This window comes from Rhodococcus sp. NPDC060090, from assembly GCF_042729855.1.
Taxonomy (GTDB): Bacteria; Actinomycetota; Actinomycetes; order Mycobacteriales; family Mycobacteriaceae; genus Rhodococcus.
The window spans coordinates 253,363-272,482 of the sequence record NZ_JBHWXB010000001.1 but is presented as its reverse complement, the minus strand read 5'-3'; the positions used below and the strand labels follow the sequence as shown (position 1 = coordinate 272,482).

The 19,120-nt window shown below is 65.6% G+C and carries 16 protein-coding genes; 8 read left to right on the top strand and 8 right to left on the bottom strand.

The features are described from left to right. Positions 1-5: 5 nt before the first annotated feature. The 3 genes from ACFWCF_RS01125 to ACFWCF_RS01115 are packed head-to-tail and all read right to left on the bottom strand — an operon-like array spanning position 6 to position 3,556. On the bottom strand, positions 6-761 hold the full coding sequence (locus ACFWCF_RS01125; RefSeq protein ID WP_378556055.1) for an SDR family NAD(P)-dependent oxidoreductase: 756 nt from the start codon (positions 759-761) through the stop codon (positions 6-8). A gap of 51 nt (positions 762-812) precedes the next feature. Next, complete coding sequence (locus ACFWCF_RS01120; RefSeq protein ID WP_378556052.1) at positions 813-2,798, bottom strand: FAD-dependent oxidoreductase; 1,986 nt, start codon at positions 2,796-2,798, stop codon at positions 813-815. 2 nt (positions 2,799-2,800) lie between these two features. Then, entirely contained in the window at positions 2,801-3,556 is a 756-nt protein-coding gene (locus ACFWCF_RS01115; protein WP_378556049.1) for an IgiC, read from the bottom strand. Positions 3,557-3,732: 176 nt separating this feature from the next. Here ACFWCF_RS01115 and ACFWCF_RS01110 point away from each other — a divergent pair, with 176 nt between their 5' ends. Then, complete coding sequence (locus ACFWCF_RS01110) at positions 3,733-4,587, top strand: TauD/TfdA dioxygenase family protein (RefSeq protein WP_378556046.1); 855 nt, start codon at positions 3,733-3,735, stop codon at positions 4,585-4,587. A gap of 1 nt (position 4,588) precedes the next feature. Next, positions 4,589-5,377: an SDR family NAD(P)-dependent oxidoreductase gene (locus ACFWCF_RS01105; protein ID WP_378556658.1), complete on the top strand. Its 789-nt coding sequence runs from the start codon at positions 4,589-4,591 to the stop codon at positions 5,375-5,377. Between the two features lie 3 nt (positions 5,378-5,380). On the opposite strand, the gene ACFWCF_RS01100 is transcribed toward ACFWCF_RS01105, so the two are convergent. Then, positions 5,381-6,721 carry a diacylglycerol/lipid kinase family protein gene (locus ACFWCF_RS01100; protein ID WP_378556043.1) on the bottom strand — a complete coding sequence of 447 codons (1,341 nt, stop codon included), beginning with the start codon at positions 6,719-6,721 and terminating at the stop codon, positions 5,381-5,383. Between the two features lie 162 nt (positions 6,722-6,883). On the opposite strand from ACFWCF_RS01100, the gene ACFWCF_RS01095 reads away from it, so the two are divergent. Next, positions 6,884-7,279, top strand: a complete 396-nt coding sequence (locus ACFWCF_RS01095) for a hypothetical protein (RefSeq protein WP_378490643.1) — start codon at positions 6,884-6,886, stop codon at positions 7,277-7,279. Positions 7,280-7,286: 7 nt separating this feature from the next. Continuing rightward, positions 7,287-8,696: a DUF2252 domain-containing protein gene (locus ACFWCF_RS01090; protein WP_378490642.1), complete on the top strand. Its 1,410-nt coding sequence runs from the start codon at positions 7,287-7,289 to the stop codon at positions 8,694-8,696. 27 nt (positions 8,697-8,723) lie between these two features. On the opposite strand, the gene ACFWCF_RS01085 is transcribed toward ACFWCF_RS01090, so the two are convergent. Then, a complete protein-coding gene (locus ACFWCF_RS01085) occupies positions 8,724-10,148 on the bottom strand; it encodes an MFS transporter (protein WP_378556655.1) in 1,425 nt (474 codons plus the stop codon). Positions 10,149-10,435: 287 nt separating this feature from the next. Here ACFWCF_RS01085 and ACFWCF_RS01080 point away from each other — a divergent pair, with 287 nt between their 5' ends. Both ACFWCF_RS01080 and ACFWCF_RS01075 read left to right on the top strand, forming a co-directional pair. Next, positions 10,436-11,755 (top strand): UDP-glucose dehydrogenase family protein, encoded by a 1,320-nt coding sequence (locus tag ACFWCF_RS01080; RefSeq protein ID WP_378556041.1) that lies wholly within the window; start codon positions 10,436-10,438, stop codon positions 11,753-11,755. A gap of 157 nt (positions 11,756-11,912) precedes the next feature. Further along, positions 11,913-13,331, top strand: a complete 1,419-nt coding sequence (locus tag ACFWCF_RS01075; RefSeq protein ID WP_378556039.1) for an Hsp70 family protein — start codon at positions 11,913-11,915, stop codon at positions 13,329-13,331. A 76-nt stretch (positions 13,332-13,407) separates the two neighbouring features. On the opposite strand, the gene ACFWCF_RS01070 is transcribed toward ACFWCF_RS01075, so the two are convergent. The 3 genes from ACFWCF_RS01070 to ACFWCF_RS01060 form a co-directional block, all read right to left on the bottom strand. Further along, a complete protein-coding gene (locus ACFWCF_RS01070; protein WP_378556036.1) occupies positions 13,408-14,292 on the bottom strand; it encodes a hypothetical protein in 885 nt (294 codons plus the stop codon). Between the two features lie 155 nt (positions 14,293-14,447). Then, positions 14,448-15,707 carry a YibE/F family protein gene (locus tag ACFWCF_RS01065; RefSeq protein ID WP_378556034.1) on the bottom strand — a complete coding sequence of 420 codons (1,260 nt, stop codon included), beginning with the start codon at positions 15,705-15,707 and terminating at the stop codon, positions 14,448-14,450. 305 nt (positions 15,708-16,012) lie between these two features. After that, positions 16,013-17,278, bottom strand: a complete 1,266-nt coding sequence (locus ACFWCF_RS01060; protein ID WP_378490637.1) for a pyridoxal phosphate-dependent aminotransferase — start codon at positions 17,276-17,278, stop codon at positions 16,013-16,015. 162 nt (positions 17,279-17,440) lie between these two features. Between ACFWCF_RS01060 and ACFWCF_RS01055 the strand changes: the two genes are divergently transcribed. Together ACFWCF_RS01055 and ACFWCF_RS01050 are read left to right on the top strand one after the other, a co-directional pair. After that, positions 17,441-17,644 (top strand): cold-shock protein, encoded by a 204-nt coding sequence (locus ACFWCF_RS01055; RefSeq protein WP_054807297.1) that lies wholly within the window; start codon positions 17,441-17,443, stop codon positions 17,642-17,644. 240 nt (positions 17,645-17,884) lie between these two features. Continuing rightward, positions 17,885-19,093 (top strand): alkane 1-monooxygenase, encoded by a 1,209-nt coding sequence (locus tag ACFWCF_RS01050; protein WP_378556653.1) that lies wholly within the window; start codon positions 17,885-17,887, stop codon positions 19,091-19,093. The last annotated feature ends 27 nt before the right edge of the window (positions 19,094-19,120 follow it).

Genomic DNA, 19,120 nt, shown 5'->3' with positions numbered 1-19,120 from the left:
GCCCACTACGTGTTGCGGCCACCGTTGACGCCGATGACCTGCCCGGTGATGTAGCTCGCGCCGTCGCTCACGAGGAACGAGGTGGTGGCCGCGATGTCGTCCGCCGTCCCGACGCGACCCACCGGGGTGCGCGTGATCTGGTCTTCGATCGAGATCAGGCCTTGACTCGCGTGGTCGCGCATCATCGGGGTGTCGATGAATCCCGGGGGAATCGTGTTGACGGTGATGCCGTGCTTCGAGAACTCGAGTGCCAGCGACTTCGTCAGTCCGATCACTGCCGATTTCGACGACACGTACGCCGACATCCCCGCGACACCGCTGTGTGCGCTCGACGAGGAGATGTTCACGATCCGGCCCCACCCGGAGTCGATCATGTGCGGCAGGACGGCCTGGCAGCAGTCGAAAGTGCCGGTGAGGTTGACGGCGTGCACGGTGTCCCACACCTGACGGGTGACCTCGAGAGCCGGGCCTGCGATGGTGACACCGGCACTGTTGACGAGAATCTGCGGGATCCCCAGCCGGGTCTTCACCTCGTCGACGCCGGCGTCGATGGCGTCGCGGTCGGTCACGTCGACCGGGACACCGATGGCGGTGCCACCCTCGGATTCGATCTGCGCGGCAGCGGCTTTGGCGCTGTCTCCGTCGCGGTCGAACAGCGCCACCGCGTTGCCGTCGGCGGCGAGTCGGCGACCGATGGCGAGGCCGATGCCGGAGCCTCCGCCGGTGACGATGGCTGTGCGGGGTTTCTGTGAAGCAGTCATGTTCCAACCTTCGCTAAGTTCTCGTGTGAATCCAGTGATGTAGCAAGACGATCAGAGTCTCCGGGCGGCGTTCTCTCCCTCCCAGATCGCGTTGAAGATCCGCCGCGGTGCGTTCGCATCGCCGACAAGATGAACGTCGATGCCGCTGCCCTCGAGATCGCGGGCCAACTGATCGTCGGCGGCATTGCCGAGGACCAGCACGATCGCGTCGACGTCGGTGAGCGTCGAGGTCTCGGAGGTGAACACGTCGGTGAGAGTGACGGTGTCGCCGTCGATCGCCGCGACCTCCACGTGGGGTGTGAACGTCGCTCCGGCGCGCCGCAACCGGCCGAAGGCGAAGGGGAGGTCGTGGGCGTCGGCGAATGCGTGTCCGAGCTGCGGATACTGCGACACGATGTGCACCGGGTGTCGCCGCGCCAGTAGGTACTCGGCGGTGATGAAGGCCTGCCGGTCGCCGGTGTCGTCGACGATGAGGATGCGGTGGGGTAGCTCGGCGCGACCACTGAGCACCTCCTCCGGCGTGTACACGTTCCACTGGTCGGTGCCGGGCAGGGAACCGCCGCCCCACAGATCGGGTCGGCGAGCGGTCCACCCGTGCCGCAGCGGTGTCGAGCCGGTTGCGATCACCGCGGCCTCGAACCTGCCCGCGAGCTCCTCCGCCGTGACGCGGTGGCCGAGCTCGATCTTGACGCCGGCCTCGGCGAGTCGTGTGGCAAGCCAGTCGGTGACGCCCGACCACTCGCGATACGGCTCGGCCGCGGTGATCCAGCGCACCTGCCCGCCCAGCGTCGAATCCTGCTCGAAAAGTGTGACCACATGACCCAGCTCGTGTGCGGTCAGCGCGGCACGCAATCCTGCCGGCCCACCACCCACGACCGCGACGGTGCGGCGCACTCGCGTCCTGGCGTCGTCGCCGTCGAACTCCTTCTCGCGACCCACCTTCGGATTGTGGATACACGAGAGCGGACCGCGTGCGAACGACGCGACGCACCAGTTCGATCCGATACACGGACGGATCGAGTCGGGTTCGCCCCGCTGCGCTTTCTCCGGCCACATCGGGTCGGCGATGAGTTGACGCGCCATGCCGACGAACTGTGCCTTGCCGGAGACGAGAACGTCTTCGGCCATCTCGGGGGTGGTGATGCGCCCGACGGCCATCACCGGCACGGAGACCGCCCGGGTGATCGCGGCGGTGTCGGCGAGTTCGTATCCGGCGGGGCGCGCCGTCGACGTCCCGTAGATCTGCATCCGATCCAGATAGGTGCCCTGGCTGGTCGAGATGTAGTCGATGCCGTCACGGTCGATCACTTCTGCGATCCGGACCCAATCGGCATTGGTCAGACCGCCCGGCATAGTGCCGTCGTCGCTGTTCAGCCGGATTCCGAGAATCCGATCCTGCGGAACAACCTGACGGACCTGCTCGACGATCCGTCGCACGATCCGGATGCGGTTCTCGAACGAACCCCCGTACTCGTCGACGCGGTGATTGGTTGCCGGCGAGAGGAATTGGCCCAGTAGGTAACCGTGGGCGAGGCCGTGCACTTCGATCCCGTCGACGCCGCCGTCGATCGCATACCGTGCGGACCGCGCGTAATGCTCCACCAGTTCATCGATCTCGCGGTGGGTCATCTCGTGTGGGATCTCGCGGTAGACGGTGTCGGGTAGCGCGCTCGGCGCCCACGTCGGGAGCCGCGAGATGATGCCGTCGGTCTGCCGTCCCCGATGCCAGAGTTGCGCCAGCAGCAGTGTTCCGTGCGGCCGGACCGCATCGGCCACCTTCCGGTAACTGTCGACGACGGCCTCGTCGTAGGCGTGGATCACCCCGCGTCGCGGCTGGGTGGTCGGGTGCACCGCCATCGCTTCCATGGTGATCACACCGACACCGCCGCGGGCGCGGGCGGCGTAGTAGTCGGCGCTCGCGTCGGCGAAGGTGCCGTCGGTGGAGAACTCGGTGGCGTGGGCCGTCATCCAGATGCGGTTGCGGGCCGTGCGTGGCCCGAGCGCGATCGGTGAGAACAGCGTGGGGTAGGTGTGCATGGTCAGTGCCGCTCCAGTAACTGCCCGTACCCCTCGACACGGTCCGTGATCCCGTTGCTGCGCAGCGCATGCCAGTACGTCGCGGTGTTCACTGCGATGACGGGGAGCCCGAGTCGCTGCTCGGCCTCGCCGGCGATGCGCCCGGCGCACATGTTGGCACCGAACTGGACGATCGCGCGGGGGCGGGTCGCGGCGAGGTCGGCGAATCCGCGTTCGACGGTGTCCCGAGTGATGTGCGCGATCCCCACCGCGCTGGGCGCGCGCAGGTGGATGGCGTCGTGCAGCTGGTAACCGCAGGCTTCGACGAAGGTCTTCAGGTGGGCTTCGGACACCGGCTGATAGGGGGTGAGCAGTGCGATCGGTCCGTCGTCGACCCCGACGGCGCGCAACGCGGTGGGGATCGCCTCCCCGGCGTGGACGAGGCGCAGATCGTCGCCGAACTTGTCGCGGAGGCGCTGCTGGATCGCCTCGCCTGCCTTCGGGTCGCCGTAGACCGATTCGATCGACACACCGAGGACGACGCAGTCGGGCCGGCAGGTCAGGACCCTTTCGACGGCGTCGTCGACCCCGCGGTCGATGTCGCGGACGAGTTGTTCGAAGTCGTCGTCGGTGGTGGTGACGCGGTCGGGGATGTGGATGCGTCCGATGTGGTTGGTGACGCCGTGGGGTCGCATGTCGTCGTATTCGGGTTGGACGATGGTGTTCACCGAGGGAGTGACCACTCCGAGTTTGAGTCTGAAGCCCAATGCGTCGGTCATCCAGGTCTCCCGTATGTAGTCGAAGGGGCGACTGCCGCACGCGCCGCCCATTCCTGCATACACGCCCGAGTGCTATCCTCGCAAGGATTGCATACATGGATGAAAAGTCTTATATTGCATGAAGTTCCCTTCATGATGCTGGTATCTGAGCTGTGCAACGGAAGGTGAGTTCCCCAATGGCCACGCTGACCGCGCGCCGATTGACCGACACTGTGGGAGCCGAGCTCGTCGATGTCGACGCTCACCGGCTCCTCCACGACGACGACCTTCCGCACGAGTGCATGGAGGCGCTCGAGCGGTACGGCGTGCTGCTCCTGCGCGGGCTGCCCATCGATGACGACCTGCAGGTCGAGTTCTGTCGCAGACTCGGGGAGGTGGTGCAGTTTCCCAAGTACGAGAACCCGAACGTCATGGAGATCAGCTTCGACCCGACGAACCCCAACGTGAGCTACTTCCCGAGCAACGATCACTGGCATTTCGACGGGTCCATGGACGACATTCCTGCCAAGGCTGTCACCCTGAGTGCGCGCGTCCTCGCGAGCGACGGGGGTGAGACCGAATTCGCGAGTACCTACGCCGCCTACGACGCCCTCTCCGACGCAGAGAAGGAGAGCTTCGCGGAGCTGAGGGTGCTGCACACCTTCGAGGCGATTCAACGCCGCAGCTACCCGAACCCGACGCCGGAGCAGCTCGAGGACTGGGCGAGCTGGCCGCAACGTGAGCACCCCCTCGTCTGGGAGCACCGCTCGGGCCGACGGTCGCTGGTGTTCGGGCACAGCGCTTCTCACATCGTGGGGATGGATTTCGACGAGGGCCGCGCACTTCTCGACGACCTGAGCCGACGGGCCACCGCTCCCGACCGGGTGCTGCGACACGAATGGCAGGTGGGCGACCTCGTCATCTGGGACAACCTCGGACTGCTGCACCGCGCGTGCCCGTTCGACCGCACCGAAGCGCGCCGCATGCACCGCACCACCCTGGCCGGCGACGAACCCATCACCAGTGCCCGCTCGATCACGGTCGGTGCCTGAGATGCAGCTCGACGGAAAAGTCGTCGTGATCACCGGTGCGGGGTCCGGTATCGGCAAGGCCATCGCGCGCAAGTTCGCTGCAGAGGGAGCGAACGTGGTGTGCGTGAGTGTCACCGGACGCGCCATCGACGTCGCCGACGAGATCGGCGAGAACGCCATCGGAATCAAAGCCGACATCAGCAGCGAACCCGACGTAGTACGCATGATCGCCACCACTGAGGACGTGTTCGGGCGGGTCGATGTGCTGGTGAACAATGCCGGGTTCGGTGGGCCGATGAAACCGTTGCACGAACAGGCGCTCGACGATTGGGATCAGGTCCACGACGTGAACCTGCGCGGGGTCTTCCTGTGCATGAAGTACGGGATCCGCTCGATGCTGAACACCGGCGGCGGCTCCATCGTCAACATCTCCTCGATGACCGCGATGGTCGGCTTCAAACACCACGGCGTGTACGGGGCGGCGAAGGCGGGAGTCAACCAGCTGACGAAGACCGCGGCGCTCGACTACGCGGACGAGAACATCCGGGTCAATGCAGTATGCCCGGGAACCGTGTGGACCGGTCTCGTGGCCCTGTCGAAAGACCACCCGACGCCACCGCCGGGCGTCAACCGGGTGCCCGGTATCCCGATGGACCGCTGGGGTGTGCCCGACGAGATCGCGTCGGCCGCGTTGTTCTTCGCGAGCGACGCGTCGTCGTACATCACCGGTGTCCTGATGCCCGCCGACGGCGGCTACTCGGTCGGCTTCTCGGGAATGGGCGCAGAGAAATCGGGCAGACACACGGCCTGATGGTCACGACGAAGCGCGACGCACCGCACCGAACTTCGCCAGCGCACGCAACCGCACCCAGTCGACGGAAGGCTCGGCGGGGCGTGTGCCCGGACGCTCCCGCGGCACCCGCACCCGCAGCGCGCCTGCCTCGATCCCGCACCGCACCGGAGTGGTCAGCAGGAACGATTCGCCGTCCACCCCCACCGAGATCTCGGGGGCGTCGGCATCGACGATCACTTCGGACGTCTCGTGCTGAGTCAGGCCGCGCGCATGGGCCCGGCGCAGCAGCGAGACCGCCTGGGCGGTACCCGCAACCGACACGGTCACGACGCCGAGCAGACCCCGGTCGAGCCGATCCCGCCTGCTCATGCCCGCGAGGTCGCTTCCGCCGTACCGGTTGTTGCTCACCAGCACCGCCTGTGGTGATCGGACGGTGACGTCGCCGATCTGCGCGACCAGATTCGGACCGGACTGTACGGCAAGAAGGTCCGGAAGCATCTTCAGCACCGTCCGGGTCTTGTCGTCCCGGTAGGCGGGGCTGCGCACCACCTCGGCGTACACACCGAACGACACGTTGTTGACGAATGCCCGGCCGTTGATCCGCCCGAGGTCGATGCGGATGTCGACGCCGTCGTGGAGCGCATCGAGACACCGTGCGGGATCGTCGCGATCGAGTCCGAGATCCATCGCGAAATGATTGCGTGTCCCGGCACTGATCACCATGAACGGCACCCGAGTTTCGGCGGCGATCGCAGCGATACGCGCCTGGGTTCCGTCACCACCGGCCACACCGAGCAGGTCGGCGCCGTCCATGACCGCGCGGCGAGCGAGCTCGTCGACGTCGGCGAAGTTCGTCTCGTCGAGCAGAACGACTTCGGCACCGAGCTTCTCGGCTTTGTGTCGAAGATCGAACCTCGCGACCTTCCCGTTTCCTGACCGAGGGTTCATGAAGAGGACCGGGCGATTCGGCGGTGTCGCAGGGATTTCCAGCATCACTTCGGTAGATTTCCTGCGTCGCAACGCCGCACGGCCACAGGTCGTCGCGAGTGCGGCGAAGACCAGTGACGCGATCACCACTGCGAGCAGGTGCGCCCGCACGAACATCACGAACACCGAGAGCGGCACCAGCACCGCCACGGCGAGCGCTGTCCAGCGCAGCGGACCTCGGCCGGCGAGGAACCAGTACAGAGCGGCCACGCACACCACCGTGCCGCCGACTCCGATGAGGAGGACACCCATCGTGCTCAGTACGCCGGCAGAGACCAACGGGACGATGACGGCGAGGAATGCGAAGGCGAACGCAGCGCGCGCCCACCAGCGTCGGCCGGGTGTCGCGTCCTCGACGATCATAGATTCGGTCATGACCGGTCCACCTCTCGAACACTGGTGATTCCACGGTAGTTACCCGCATTCCCGGCTACGTCGCAATTGTGCCGTTAACCCATCGAGCAGGCCACGATCGGCGCACACTGAATCACGTCCCATCCGATATCACGTCCTATCCGATCAGAGACGGGAACAGTCATGTCCGATCCGAGTACCAAGCAGGCTGTCGCCAAGGGAACCTCGATGGGCGCAGCGATCCTTCTCGTGACCGTCGGCGTCCTGCAGATATTCCAGGGCATCGCGGCCATCGCCGAGGACGAAGTGTTCGTCACCGGCATCGAATACATCTACAAGTTCGACTTCACCACATGGGGTTGGATTCACCTCGTCCTCGGCATCCTCGTCACCTTGACAGGTCTGGTCCTGTTCACGGGTGCCATCTGGGCGCGGTTCGCGGCGATCTGCATCCTCGCGCTCTCGATCGTCGCCAACTTCCTGTGGCTGCCGTACTACCCGTGGTGGTCGATCCTGATCATCGCGCTCGACATCGTCGTCATCTGGGCGATCGCGACGTGGAATCCCGACCGGGTGTAGGAGAAGGATGTCGATTTCTGCCGGGGTCGCTGCGCACCCGACCCGTGAAGAACGAGCGGAGCGTGGTCGGGCTGCTCGGAGTGTGACCCCGTTGGAAGCGCTCGCCGAAGTCGACACGAGCTCCCCGCGCGACCCGCTCGGGTTGCTCGAACACCAGGCCCGGTCGCGGCTTCGGGAGCTCGTGCCGGTTCGGTACGGACGGATGTCGGCGTCGCCCTTCCCGTTCTATCGGGGCGCAGCCCTGGTGATGGCCGACGATCTGTCGCGCACCCCGAATTCGGGTCTGTACACACAGCTGTGCGGCGACGCGCATCTGAGCAATTTCGGAATCTTCGCGACCCCCGAACGCAAGCTGGCGTTCGATGTCAACGATTTCGACGAGACCTATCCCGGCCCGTTCGAATGGGACGTCAAACGGCTGGTGGCGAGCCTGGCCGTGGCCGGTCTGGAGAACGGGTACAGCGGTAAACAGATCAAACGGATCACACGGGCGTGCGCCGCCGAGTACCGGGAGACGATGCTCCTCCAGGCCGGCCGCGGCACTCTCGCGGTGTGGTACTCGCACATCGAGCCGACCACCGAACTCATCGAGCTGCGAGACGAACTCGACGCCACGATGAAGAAGCGCACCCGGAAGATGCTCGAGAAGTCGATGACCCGCGACAGCGTGCAGGCGTTGGGCAAACTCACCGAGGTCGTGGACGGGGAGCGGAAGATCATCCACAATCCGCCGCTGATCGTCCCGCTCGAGGAAGCACTGGCGGTGGGCGACACCGCGGCGCTGTACGAGGAATTGCATCAGCGGATGCGCTCCTATCGGGCGACACTGCAGTGGGACCGCCGTGTCCTGCTCGAGGAGTTCGAGTTCGTCCAGGCAGCACGCAAGGTGGTCGGTGTCGGCAGTGTCGGCACCCGGGCGTTCATCTTTCTGCTGCGCGGCGCCGACGACGGAGACCCGCTGTTCCTCCAGGCGAAGGAAGCGCAGGCGTCGGTGCTGTCCGGGTACGTCGAGGGGCCCACGTTCCGGAACGAAGGGGAGCGGGTCGTCAACGGTCAGCGGCTGATGCAGGCGACGAGCGACATCTTCCTCGGCTGGGAACAAGGACCCGGCGTCGACGGCGTGCGGCGCGATTTCTATCTACGGCAGTTGCGCGACGGCAAAGGCTCGGCAGCGGTCGAGGTGATGTCGCCGGCCGGGCTGACGCTGTACGGACGGTTGTGCGGACGGACACTGGCCTACGCGCATGCCCGCAGCGGTGACCGCATCGCCATCGCCGCGTACCTCGGGTCGGACACCGAATTCGACGAATCGATGACGGCCTTCGCGAAGACGTACGCAGCGCGCAACATCAAGGATCATGCGCTGCTCGTCGACGCCATCGAGCAGGGGCGAATCGCCGCCAGGCCGGGGATCTGAGGAGCCGGCTTCCCGCGCGCGTGTCAGCTATCCGCGCGTGCTGTCGCGGGTGTCGGAAGCTGAAGAGCGCGCGGGAACATCAACCGTCGCAGTGGGACGTGAGAAACACAGCGACGCAATGAAACCGACGACCAACACCACGGCGGGCAGCAGTGTCGACTCCGCCATTGCCGAGCTGAACCCCTCCCGGACGGGCTCGGGCATCTCGCCGGTCATGCCCTCCATGCCGCCGCCCGCGCCGGACAAGCCGTTGGCAGACAGACGCGCAGTGATGAGTGCCCCGATGGCCGCGCTACCGAGGACCGCACCGACCTGGCGCGTGGTGTTGTAGATGCCGGAACCCGCGCCCGCCTGATGCGGCGGCAGGTTTCGCGTCGCCGTCGCGGCGAGCGGCGACCAGATGAAGGCGTTGGCGATACCCATCAACGTGATCGGCAGGAGCAACTCCCAGATCTCTACGTGCGGTGTCATCACCAGCGCCAGCCACGCCAGTGAGATCGCGAGCATCAGGAACCCGGGTGCCGCGATGTAGCGAGGATGGGTGCGGTCGACCAACTTGCCGACGAACGGGGCGAGCACACCGGAGAACACGGCCATCGGCACCATCAGCAGCGCAGAACCGGTCGGGGACAACCCGCGCACACCCTGCGCGTAGAACATCAGGGGCAACATCATCGAGGTGATCGAGAAACCCATCGAGGTGATCGCGATGTTGGCCATCGAGAAGTTGCGGTCGCGGAAGAGCACGAGGGGAAGGAGCGGCTCGTCCTTGTTGCGCGACTGGTTCCGGACGAACAGCGCGAGCAACACCAGTCCGGCCCCGATCATCAGCCAGATCCGCAGCGACCACTCATAAGTGTTGCCCTCCTGCAGACCGAACACCAGCAGGAACATGCCTGTGGCGCTGAGCACGACTCCGGGAATGTCGAACTTGTGCGGGTGCGTTTCGAGGGCGGGGACGTACCGCATCGCGGCGAGGAACGCGATGACACCGACCGGCACGTTCACGATGAAGATCCACTCCCAGCCGAGACCATCGACGAGGATGCCGCCGGCCAGCGGGCCGACCAGTGTCGCGACACCGGCGGTCGCGCCCCACAGGCCCATCGCGGTGCCGCGCTTGTCGGGCGGGAAGGTGCGGGTGATGACGGCCATCGTCTGAGGCGTCATCATGGCTGCGCCGAAGCCCTGGAACACCCGGGCGATGATCAGCATGTCGATGCTGCCGGACAGGCCACACCACAGCGACGCCACCGTGAACAGCGCCAGACCGGTCAGATACAGCTTCTTCGGGCCGTAGCGGTCGCCGAGGCGGCCGGTGATCAGCAGGGGCACCGCGTACGCCAGGAGATAGGCGCTGGTCACCCAGACGACGCTGTTGATGTCGGCCGAGAAGGCTTCCAGGATTGCCGGGTTCGCCACCGCAACGATGGTGGTGTCGACGAGGATCATGAAGAAGCCCAGGCACAGCGCCCACAGCGCCGGCCACGGCCTGGCCTGGGTGTGTTGATTCGTCTCGGTCACGTGCTGTCCCTCACCGTCTGCCTCATTTCGGCCACCGCAAGCAAGGCGGTCGTCCGGAACGATCAACGGCACCCCGGCCACGGAGGCTCAGACGAATCAAATTACACCCCCCTTCGGACAACAACGGACGCTCGCGCCAGGATGTACATCGGCAGTTGGCTCCGTGCTTCCCGCGGTTTGCCCGTCGCTCACATCTCCCGCGTAGTAAATCGGGTATGCACTGCACAGTGTTCGGAACAGGGTACTTGGGAGCCACGCACGCGGCCTGCATGGCCGAACTCGGGCACGACGTGCTCGGGGTCGACGTCGATGCCGGCAAGATCGCAAAGCTCGAATCGGGCGAAGTGCCGTTCTACGAACCGGGCCTTGCCGAGATACTCCGCCGGAATCTCGACGCAGGTCGCCTCGCCTTCACCACCTCCTACGAGGACGCCGCAGCCTTCGCCGACGTCCACTTCATCTGTGTCGGCACCCCACAGAAACAGGGCGAGTACGCGGCGGATCTGTCGCACGTCAACGCCGTCGTCGATGCACTGAGTCCACTCCTGACCGAGCCCGCGCTGATCGTCGGCAAGTCGACAGTGCCGGTCGGAACGGCGGTCGAACTCGTCGAGCGGGCCCGTGCCGCGGCGCCGGTCGACGTCGAACTCGTGTGGAATCCCGAGTTCCTGCGCGAAGGTTTCGCGGTGCAGGACACCCTGTCGCCGGACCGTCTGGTGTGCGGGGTGGAGCGCAAGGGAGCGGGACGCGGCGAAGCGATCCTGCGCGACGTGTACGCGACACTGATCGACCGCGGCGTGCCCTTCCTCGTCACCGAACTCGCGACCGCGGAGCTCGCGAAGTCGTCGGCGAATGCCTTTCTTGCCACGAAGATCTCGTTCATCAACGCGATCGCAGAGGTATGTGAGGTCGCGGGCGCCGACGCCGTCGAACTCGCCGACATCCTGGGCCACGACGACAGGATCGGCCGGAGGTTCCTGGGCAGCGGCCTCGGATTCGGGGGCGGCTGCCTGCCGAAGGACATTCGCGCGCTCATGGCCCGCGCCGGTGAGCTGGGTGCCAACGAGGCACTGCACTTCCTGCGCGAAGTCGACAGCATCAATATGCGTCGTCGAACCCGGATGGTGGAACTGACGCGGCACGCGTGCGGCGGTTCGGTACTCGGCGCGCGCATCGCAGTGCTCGGTGCCGCATTCAAGCCGGGTTCCGACGACGTCCGCGACTCACCGGCACTCAACGTCGCCGGCCAACTGCAGCTCGAGGGTGCCGCGGTGACGGTGTTCGACCCGCAGGCGATGGACAACGCCCGGCGGGTCTTCCCGACCCTCGGATATGCGACGAGCGCGCTCGAGGCCTGCACCCGAGCGGACGCGGTGCTCGTGCTCACCGAATGGCCCGAATTCCGGGATCTGGATGCGACGGCGATCGCCTCGGTCGTCAACACCCGTGCGGTGCTCGATGGCCGGGCCTGCCTCGACCGCAGCGAGTGGGAACGCTCCGGATGGACCTATTCGAGACTCGGTGTCGCCGCATAGTGGTGACGGAACATAACGTCACAGGTAGTTCGGCGTGGCGAACGCTGTAGGATGCCGACCCGAATGATATCGAAAATCCGGTTGGGTACCATCGATCCGGTGCGAAGTGCCGGGGGTGGCTGACAGCCGGCGCGACAACGACTGTCGAAGGCGGCTGATGAGTTCGGTTCTCGGTGTGACCGTGGGGGAGAGCGCCGTCCGGATCGTGCGTCCGATCGATCGGACTGCGCTATCTGCGGGGTTCCAGTTCCAGGTGATGGAGACGGGCAAGGACGAGCCCGCTCAGCTCGCTGCGCGCACGCTGGGTGTGCTGAGCCAGACCGGTATCGCCGGTGAGCAGATCGACGCGGTGGGCATCGTCTACCGCGACAAGGCTCAGGCCGACCGCATCCGTGCGGCGATGGCCGTCGAGGACCTCGACAATTTCACGCTGGTCTCCGAGCCGGAGGCAGCACTCGCGTACCTGCAGTCGACCGGTGAGCTCGGCAGCGACACCGCCGTGTTCTACGACCTCGGCGACTCCGGCCTCACGGTCACCGTCGTCGACCTCGGCCTCCGCGAGGTCCTCGCCGAACGCACCGACATCATCGGCGGTCGCATCTTCGACCAGGTGATCCGCGATCACCAGCTCGACACCAACGGAGTGTGGCGCCCCGACGACCCGGCGACCGACAGCGAACTGTCGGCGCAGTGCCGTGAGGCGAAGGAGAAGCTGTCGGCGACCGACAGCGTCGCCGTGCCCGGCGCGGCCGGTGTCGTGCTGATGTCGCGCGACACTTTCGACCCCCTCATCGGGCAGTGCGTCGAGTCGTCGGCGCAGTTCGTGCACCACGTCATCGCGCGGTCGGGTCGCAATCCCGAAGCGGTGGTGCTCCTGGGCGGCGGCGCGCACATCCCTCTCGTGCAGGAAGTGCTGCGCTCGTGGATCGGGCTTCCACTGGTCGTGCCGCACGAGCCTGAACTCGTGCTCTCCAAGGGCGGCGCGATCCTCGCCGGGAAGCCACCGACCTCGCAGCCGGTGAGCTCCCTGACTCGTATCGTTCCTGCCTCGGCGGATATGACGGCGGTCACCGAGCAGATCCCGGTGGTCACCGCGTCGATGAAGTCGTCGGTCCGGTCGGAAACTGCTGTCGCTGCGTCCGGAACGAAGAAGTCGCGGTTCGGCAACACGTCGAACAAGGAACCGGAGGTGAGCGGCAAGCAGATCTCCGGGGCCGGTATCGCGGGCACCGCGCTGGCCGTGATTGCGGTGATCGGTGTGGGCCTCGGCGCCGGTAACGGCCTGTTCTCCGGCTCATCCGGCAACAACGGAACCAGTCCCACCGAGACGTTCGTGACGCCGACGACGTCGCGCACCGTGCCGCGCCCGCAGCCTGCCGTCGCACCGGCGACCGTGACCACCACACCTCCCGTCACCACGACGGTGACGCAGGAGGCGCCGCGCCCGGTTCCTCCCGCCCCGGAGCCGGAACCGCCGCCGCCACCGCAGCTGATCCCGGGTGTCGACCTTCCGGTCATCCAGCTGCCCACGATCCAGCTGCCGACCCTCCCGCAGATCCCGCTGCCCGGGCTCTGAGAACTTTCCTCCGTTTGTGCGGGTTTCCGTGGGTCGTGAGGCAACGGGAAGTCGTGTAGGTGGGGGGAGGTTTCCGTCACGCACGCTTTCGACGGTTCCCGGCGCGCGCGATGCCTGCGGCGACGACGCCGAACCGGTCGAGGTCGTGCCACGTCCAGCGGACGACCTCGAATCCGAGGTCGCGCAATGCATCTTCGCGTCGCTTCTCCGCCACGAGGTCGCGGCGGTCGTCGTATTTGGTGAGTCCGTCGAACTCGCCGATGACCCCGTCGTCCTTCCAGAAGAAGTCGAGGCGGTAGGTGCGTCCGTTGCGGGCCTGGACGGCCTGTTGCAGTATCGGGGCGGGTAGGCCGCACTCGGCGATCCGCACCCGCGACCGAGATTCCCCGACACTCTCACTGCGCCCATCGATGAACGACGCGACCGCGCGGGCTCCTGCCGCGCCGTGGCCCCACGACGCGGAGGCGACGGCATCGGGAAGTCGGTCACGCGCCGACGGGTCGTGTCTCAGTGCGGCGTCTCCCGCGACCACGGCCTGCTCGAACGGCAGCGACCGAGCGAGGTCGACGATGGTCCGCTCGATCGAGGTGACGGGAACACCGATGTCGACGACGTCCCCGCCGGAGAACCGAGTCTGGTGCCGATGCACGCTTTCGGTGATCCGCCCCTTGTTTCCCGACACGTGCACTCGACGAAGGTCGACGTTCCACACGTCGAGGCCGTGGACGAGCGCTGCCGAGACATGACTCAGTGCGTGCCCCGGCTCGAGGCGGGCTCCTTCGTGTCGGGCGCGGACGCGATGGTGGCCGGCGGCGTCGAGTGCGTCGTACTCGGTTCGACGGAGATACAGCCCGCGCGCGACCGGTGCGAGACTTCCGCTCCGAATCGCGTGGGTGATGCGGTCGTCGGAGACGCCGCGCGAACGTAGCAGGGCTCGGGTGAGCGGTGTGGGATCCGGCATGCAGTGAGCCTGCCCGAAGCGCCGCTACAATACTCGGACAAATACGGCATTGTGGATAACTTCGATGCCCTGTGGATGAAACCTTCCCCCAGTAGTACGGCTTCCCGTTGCCTCATGACCCACGGAAACCCATGCAACCGGCGGAAACTTTTGCATCAGCGCGAGTGACGCCCGGCGGGTGCGGCCGGGGCGCCGGTGCGCGCGAGCACCGCGGCGATCCCGGTGGTCAGCGGCACCGACAGTGCCAGTGCGATACCGCCGACACACGCGCGGACCACTTCGATGGCGACGGCGTCGCCGGTGATCACATCCGACACGGACCGGCCCGCAACGGAGAACAACAGCATCAGTGGCAGGGCGCCACCGGCGTAGGCGAGGACGAGGGTGTAGACGGTGCTGGCGATGTGATCGCGGCCGACACGCATCGCCGACACGAAGATATCCCGACGCGACGCCCGCGGGTCGAGGGCTGCAAGCTCGAACGCCGACGACGCCTGGGTGATCGTCACGTCGTTGAGCACACCGAGCGACCCGATGATGAAGCCGGCGAGCAGCAGACCCGTGATCGACACGTGTCCGATATAGAGCTGCACATCGGTGTTCTGTTCCTCGGACAGACCCGTCAGATGCGTCATCTCGATCGCAAAATACGACAACAGCGCAGCGAGCGCCATCGAGGCGAGGGTGCCCAGGAGCGCAGAACTCGTCCGCAGATTGACGCCGTGCGCGAGATACAACACCGCGTAGAGGATCAGCGCCCCGCCCACCAGCGCGACCGGGACGGCAGGTTGCCCGTCGAGCAACGCAGGCAGCATGAACATCACGAGCACACCGAACGCGACACCGAGCCCGATCAGGGCTCGCAGCCCACGCCACCGGGCGACCGCGACGATGACGATCGCGAACGCCGCGACGATCAGCGCCAGCGGCATTCCGCGGGCGAAGTCGTAGAAGGAGTACATCGTCGCCCCGGACGGGTCGGTCTGACGCACCAGCCGGATCGAATCGTCTAGGTGCAGTTCCGGTTGGCCGGGCCCCGGAATCACTTCGAGCAGGGTGCGGGTGCCGGCGTTGGGACCCGACTCGATCTCGATGATGCTGCGCTCGCATTCGAACGCCTGGGTCGGTGGAGGTGCCGGCTGGTCCTCGAACACCCGGCCCATCGACGCGCTTCCACACCACCCGGTGTCCTGTTCGACGACGGTTCCGGCTTCCGTCACGACGGCGCCGCCGTCGGAGGTCTGGAACGGCGCGGGGATGTCGACGGATTGCTCGCTCGGCCACAGCATCGCTGTGCCCACGAGCGTGACCGCGCCGATCGCAACGAGGAGGCCGACGACGATCCTGGCGGCGAGGGGAGCTAGTGGAGCGGGGCCCTCGAAGTGCCCGTGTCCGTGCCCGTGTCCGTGACTCACCGCAACAGGTTAGTCATAGGAGCGCGTGGATCCGAAACGGAGGGAAAGGGCTGGTGGTGGCGGGGAGCAGGGGGTGTCCCCGCCACCGTCACCTGGCTTCGCACAGGGGGGATGGCGTGAGCCAGGGAGCCCGGCACCGAAGTGCCAGAACCCAAGTTACTTGTACTTTCACCGATCCGGGAAGGAGCTGGGCATGTGGGTCTGATCACGCTCGGACAAATGCCCCATGTCGACTCAGGGTCAACCCCTTCCGACCTGCTACTTTTCGAACCACATCTACCAAGATCTCCGTTTGGCAACGATTCCTACTGCTTGTAGCTGGACAGGAAGTTCCCGAACCGCTCGATCGCCACCGCGAGGTCGCGTGCCCACGGCAGCGTGACGACACGCAAGTGGTCGTGGTTCGGCCAGTTGAAGCCCGTGCCCTGCACCATGAGGATCTTCTCCTGAAGCAGGAGATCCTGGACGAGTTTCTCGTCGTCGTGGATCTCGTACACCTCCGGATCGAGCCTCGGGAACGCGTACAGCGCGCCGCGCGGCTTGACGCAACTGACGCCGGGGATCGCATTGAGGCGTTCCCACGCGACGTCGCGCTGCTCGAGGAGGCGCCCGCCGGGAAGCACCAGATCGTCGATGCTCTGGTAGCCACCGAGCGCCACCTGGATCGCGTGCTGTGCCGGAACGTTGGGGCACAGGCGGGTTGAGGCGAGCAGATCGATGCCCTCGAGGAATCCGGACGCGTGGTCTTTGGGGCCGGTGATGACCATCCAGCCCGACCGGTAGCCGGCGACACGGTAGGCCTTCGACAGGCCGTTGAACGTCAGGCACAGCAGATCGGGGGCCAGCGTCGCCAGTGAGATGTGCTTGGCGTCGTCGTAGAGGATCTTGTCGTAGATCTCGTCGGCGAGCAGCAGCAGCTGATGTTTGCGGGCGAGCGCGACCAGCCGTGCGAGAACTTCTGTCGAGTAGACCGCGCCCGTCGGATTGTTCGGGTTGATGACGAGAAGCGCCTTGGTCTTCTCCGTGATCTTGGACTCGATGTCGTCGATGTCCGGGTTCCAGTCGTTGTTCTCGTCACACAGGTAGTGGACCGGGGTGCCGCCGGCGAGGGAGGTCATCGCCGTCCACAGCGGGTAGTCGGGCGCGGGGATGAGGACCTCGTCGCCGTCGTCGAGCAGCGCCTGCATCGTCATGGTGATGAGTTCGGAGACGCCGTTGCCCAGGTAGACGTCGTTGATGTCGAACTTCGGGAAGCCCGGCACCAGTTCATAGCGAGTGACGATCGCGCGGCGCGCGGAGGCGATGCCGCGGGACTCGGAGTAACCCTGCGCATGCGGAAGAGACGCGATCATGTCCTGCACGATCGTGTCGGGTGCTTCGAATCCGAAGGGCGCGGGGTTGCCGATGTTGAGCTTGAGGATGCGGTGACCTTCGGCTTCGAGCCGAGCGGCGTGCGCGTGTACCGGCCCGCGAATCTCGTACAGCACGTTCTGCAGCTTCGACGACTGCTCGAGTGTGCGTGTCATTCGATGATGAAGTTGGCCCTGATCCTCGTTGTTCACGGGCACCATCGTGCCACTGTCGAGCAAACGATTTTCACCCGGTTTTTCGCGACACGCGAAATTAGTCGAAACTCAGGGGCGACGTTTGTCCGTATCAGTGCAATGATTGGGGCTCCATGCAAGATCTGCTTCGTCGGGGTGATGAAGCGGGACGATTTAGGAGTACTCGGAATGGCGCAGGGAACAGTCAAGTGGTTCAACGCAGAGAAGGGGTTCGGCTTCATCGAGCAGGACGGTGGCGGAGCTGACGTCTTCGTGCATTACTCCGAGATCTCGGGTTCGGGCTTCAAGAGCCTCGACGAGGGCGCACGCGTCGAGTTCGAGATCGGACAGGGGCAGAAGGGGCCGCAGGCTCAGGGCGTCCGCGTCATCTGATCTGCACTGAAGCTTTTTCTGTCGGCGGCGTTGCATCCTGGGATGCGGCGCCGCCGTCGTGTGCGCTGGGGTGGGAGCGTGTGGGGTGGAGCACAAACCTGCTTCGGGTCTACAGCGGGTGATGTGGCTTCGGTAGCATCTGCCTGCATCGGGGGGTCACAGGAATCAGATTTTCTGTGACAAGCAAATCGTGCTCGGGAGATTCTCCCGGGTGGCTTGGAGCGGTTGATCGTGGCAGAAATCGGGGGCGAAAGCTCTGTTGCGCGGTACCAACAGCGGGGGAACTATCGGCGCCGGTGGCGAGATCCCAAGAGGCATTTGTGGCTGTACGGCCTGGCCATCCCGCTGAGCCCGTTCCTGGCGTGGGCGCTGGTCCACTATCTGCATCTCGGTGTGTTCTGGGCGACCGGCGCCATCATGATCGCCGTCATCTGCCCGCTGGTGGACCGCTTCACGAAGCTCGACACCAGCAATCCGCCCGAAGAGGTCATGAAGGACCTCGAAAACGACAAGTATTACCGGCGCTGCACATACGTGTATCTACCGTTGCAGTACGCGGGTCTGATCTTCGGCTGCTGGATGTGGGTGTCGCAGCCGATGGGCTGGGCCGAACGGTTCGCGCTGGCCGCGACACTCGGCATCGTCGGCGGTGTCGGGATCAACGCGGCGCACGAGATGGGCCATAAACGCACCAAGATCGAACGACGGCTCGCGAAGGTCGCCCTTGCCCAGTCGTTCTACGGGCATTTCTACGTCGAGCACAATTTCGGGCACCACATCCGTGTCGCGACCCCGGAGGATCCCGCGACCGCGCGGTTCGGTGAGAGCTACTGGAAGTTCTTGCCTCGTTCCGTCGGGGGAAGCCTGAAGTCGGCGTGGAAGTACGAGCAGGCGCGACTCGCTCGGCGGGGCCTGTCGCGATGGAACCTGAAACACAACAACGTTCTGAACGCATGGCTGCTGAGCGTGGTGCTGTACGCGGCGCTCATTGCCGCGTTCGGATGGCAGATCGCGCCGTGGCTGGTGGTGCAGGCGGTCATGGCGATCATGTTCCTCGAGGGCGCCAACTATCTCGAACACTACGGATTGCTCCGACGTAAACGTGCCGACGGGAAATATGTGCGTGTGGCTCCCGAGCACAGCTGGAACAGCAATCATGTGTGTTCCAACCTGTTCCTCTACAACCTCCAGAGGCACAGCGATCATCACGCGAATCCGATGCGTCGCTATCAGACGTTGCGGTCGATGGGCGATGCGCCGCAGCTTCCGGCCGGGTATGCGGTGCTCATTGTGTTGTCGCTGTTCCCGCCGCTGTGGCGTCGGGTCATCGATCCGAAACTTCTCGAGCACTACGACTACGATCTGAGTCGTATCAACATCGATCCGGACAAAGTGGATGCACTGGTTGCGCGGTACGGCCAGCCTGGTAATCCTGTAACGGGAAGATGAGTTTGCGATAACGATCGTGTCGCAGCA

What these genes read in the sequence shown, in the direction of transcription:
- ACFWCF_RS01125 (WP_378556055.1), bottom strand. Translation starts at nt 761, where the DNA reads ATGACTGCTTCACAGAAACCCCGCACAGCCATCGTCACCGGCGGAGGC.
- ACFWCF_RS01120 (WP_378556052.1), bottom strand. Translation starts at nt 2,798, where the DNA reads ATGCACACCTACCCCACGCTGTTCTCACCGATCGCGCTCGGGCCACGC.
- ACFWCF_RS01115 (WP_378556049.1), bottom strand. Translation starts at nt 3,556, where the DNA reads ATGACCGACGCATTGGGCTTCAGACTCAAACTCGGAGTGGTCACTCCC.
- ACFWCF_RS01110 (WP_378556046.1), top strand. Translation starts at nt 3,733, where the DNA reads ATGGCCACGCTGACCGCGCGCCGATTGACCGACACTGTGGGAGCCGAG.
- ACFWCF_RS01105 (WP_378556658.1), top strand. Translation starts at nt 4,589, where the DNA reads ATGCAGCTCGACGGAAAAGTCGTCGTGATCACCGGTGCGGGGTCCGGT.
- ACFWCF_RS01100 (WP_378556043.1), bottom strand. Translation starts at nt 6,721, where the DNA reads ATGACCGAATCTATGATCGTCGAGGACGCGACACCCGGCCGACGCTGG.
- ACFWCF_RS01095 (WP_378490643.1), top strand. Translation starts at nt 6,884, where the DNA reads ATGTCCGATCCGAGTACCAAGCAGGCTGTCGCCAAGGGAACCTCGATG.
- ACFWCF_RS01090 (WP_378490642.1), top strand. Translation starts at nt 7,287, where the DNA reads ATGTCGATTTCTGCCGGGGTCGCTGCGCACCCGACCCGTGAAGAACGA.
- ACFWCF_RS01085 (WP_378556655.1), bottom strand. Translation starts at nt 10,148, where the DNA reads ATGATCCTCGTCGACACCACCATCGTTGCGGTGGCGAACCCGGCAATC.
- ACFWCF_RS01080 (WP_378556041.1), top strand. Translation starts at nt 10,436, where the DNA reads ATGCACTGCACAGTGTTCGGAACAGGGTACTTGGGAGCCACGCACGCG.
- ACFWCF_RS01075 (WP_378556039.1), top strand. Translation starts at nt 11,913, where the DNA reads ATGAGTTCGGTTCTCGGTGTGACCGTGGGGGAGAGCGCCGTCCGGATC.
- ACFWCF_RS01070 (WP_378556036.1), bottom strand. Translation starts at nt 14,292, where the DNA reads ATGCCGGATCCCACACCGCTCACCCGAGCCCTGCTACGTTCGCGCGGC.
- ACFWCF_RS01060 (WP_378490637.1), bottom strand. Translation starts at nt 17,278, where the DNA reads ATGGTGCCCGTGAACAACGAGGATCAGGGCCAACTTCATCATCGAATG.
- ACFWCF_RS01055 (WP_054807297.1), top strand. Translation starts at nt 17,441, where the DNA reads ATGGCGCAGGGAACAGTCAAGTGGTTCAACGCAGAGAAGGGGTTCGGC.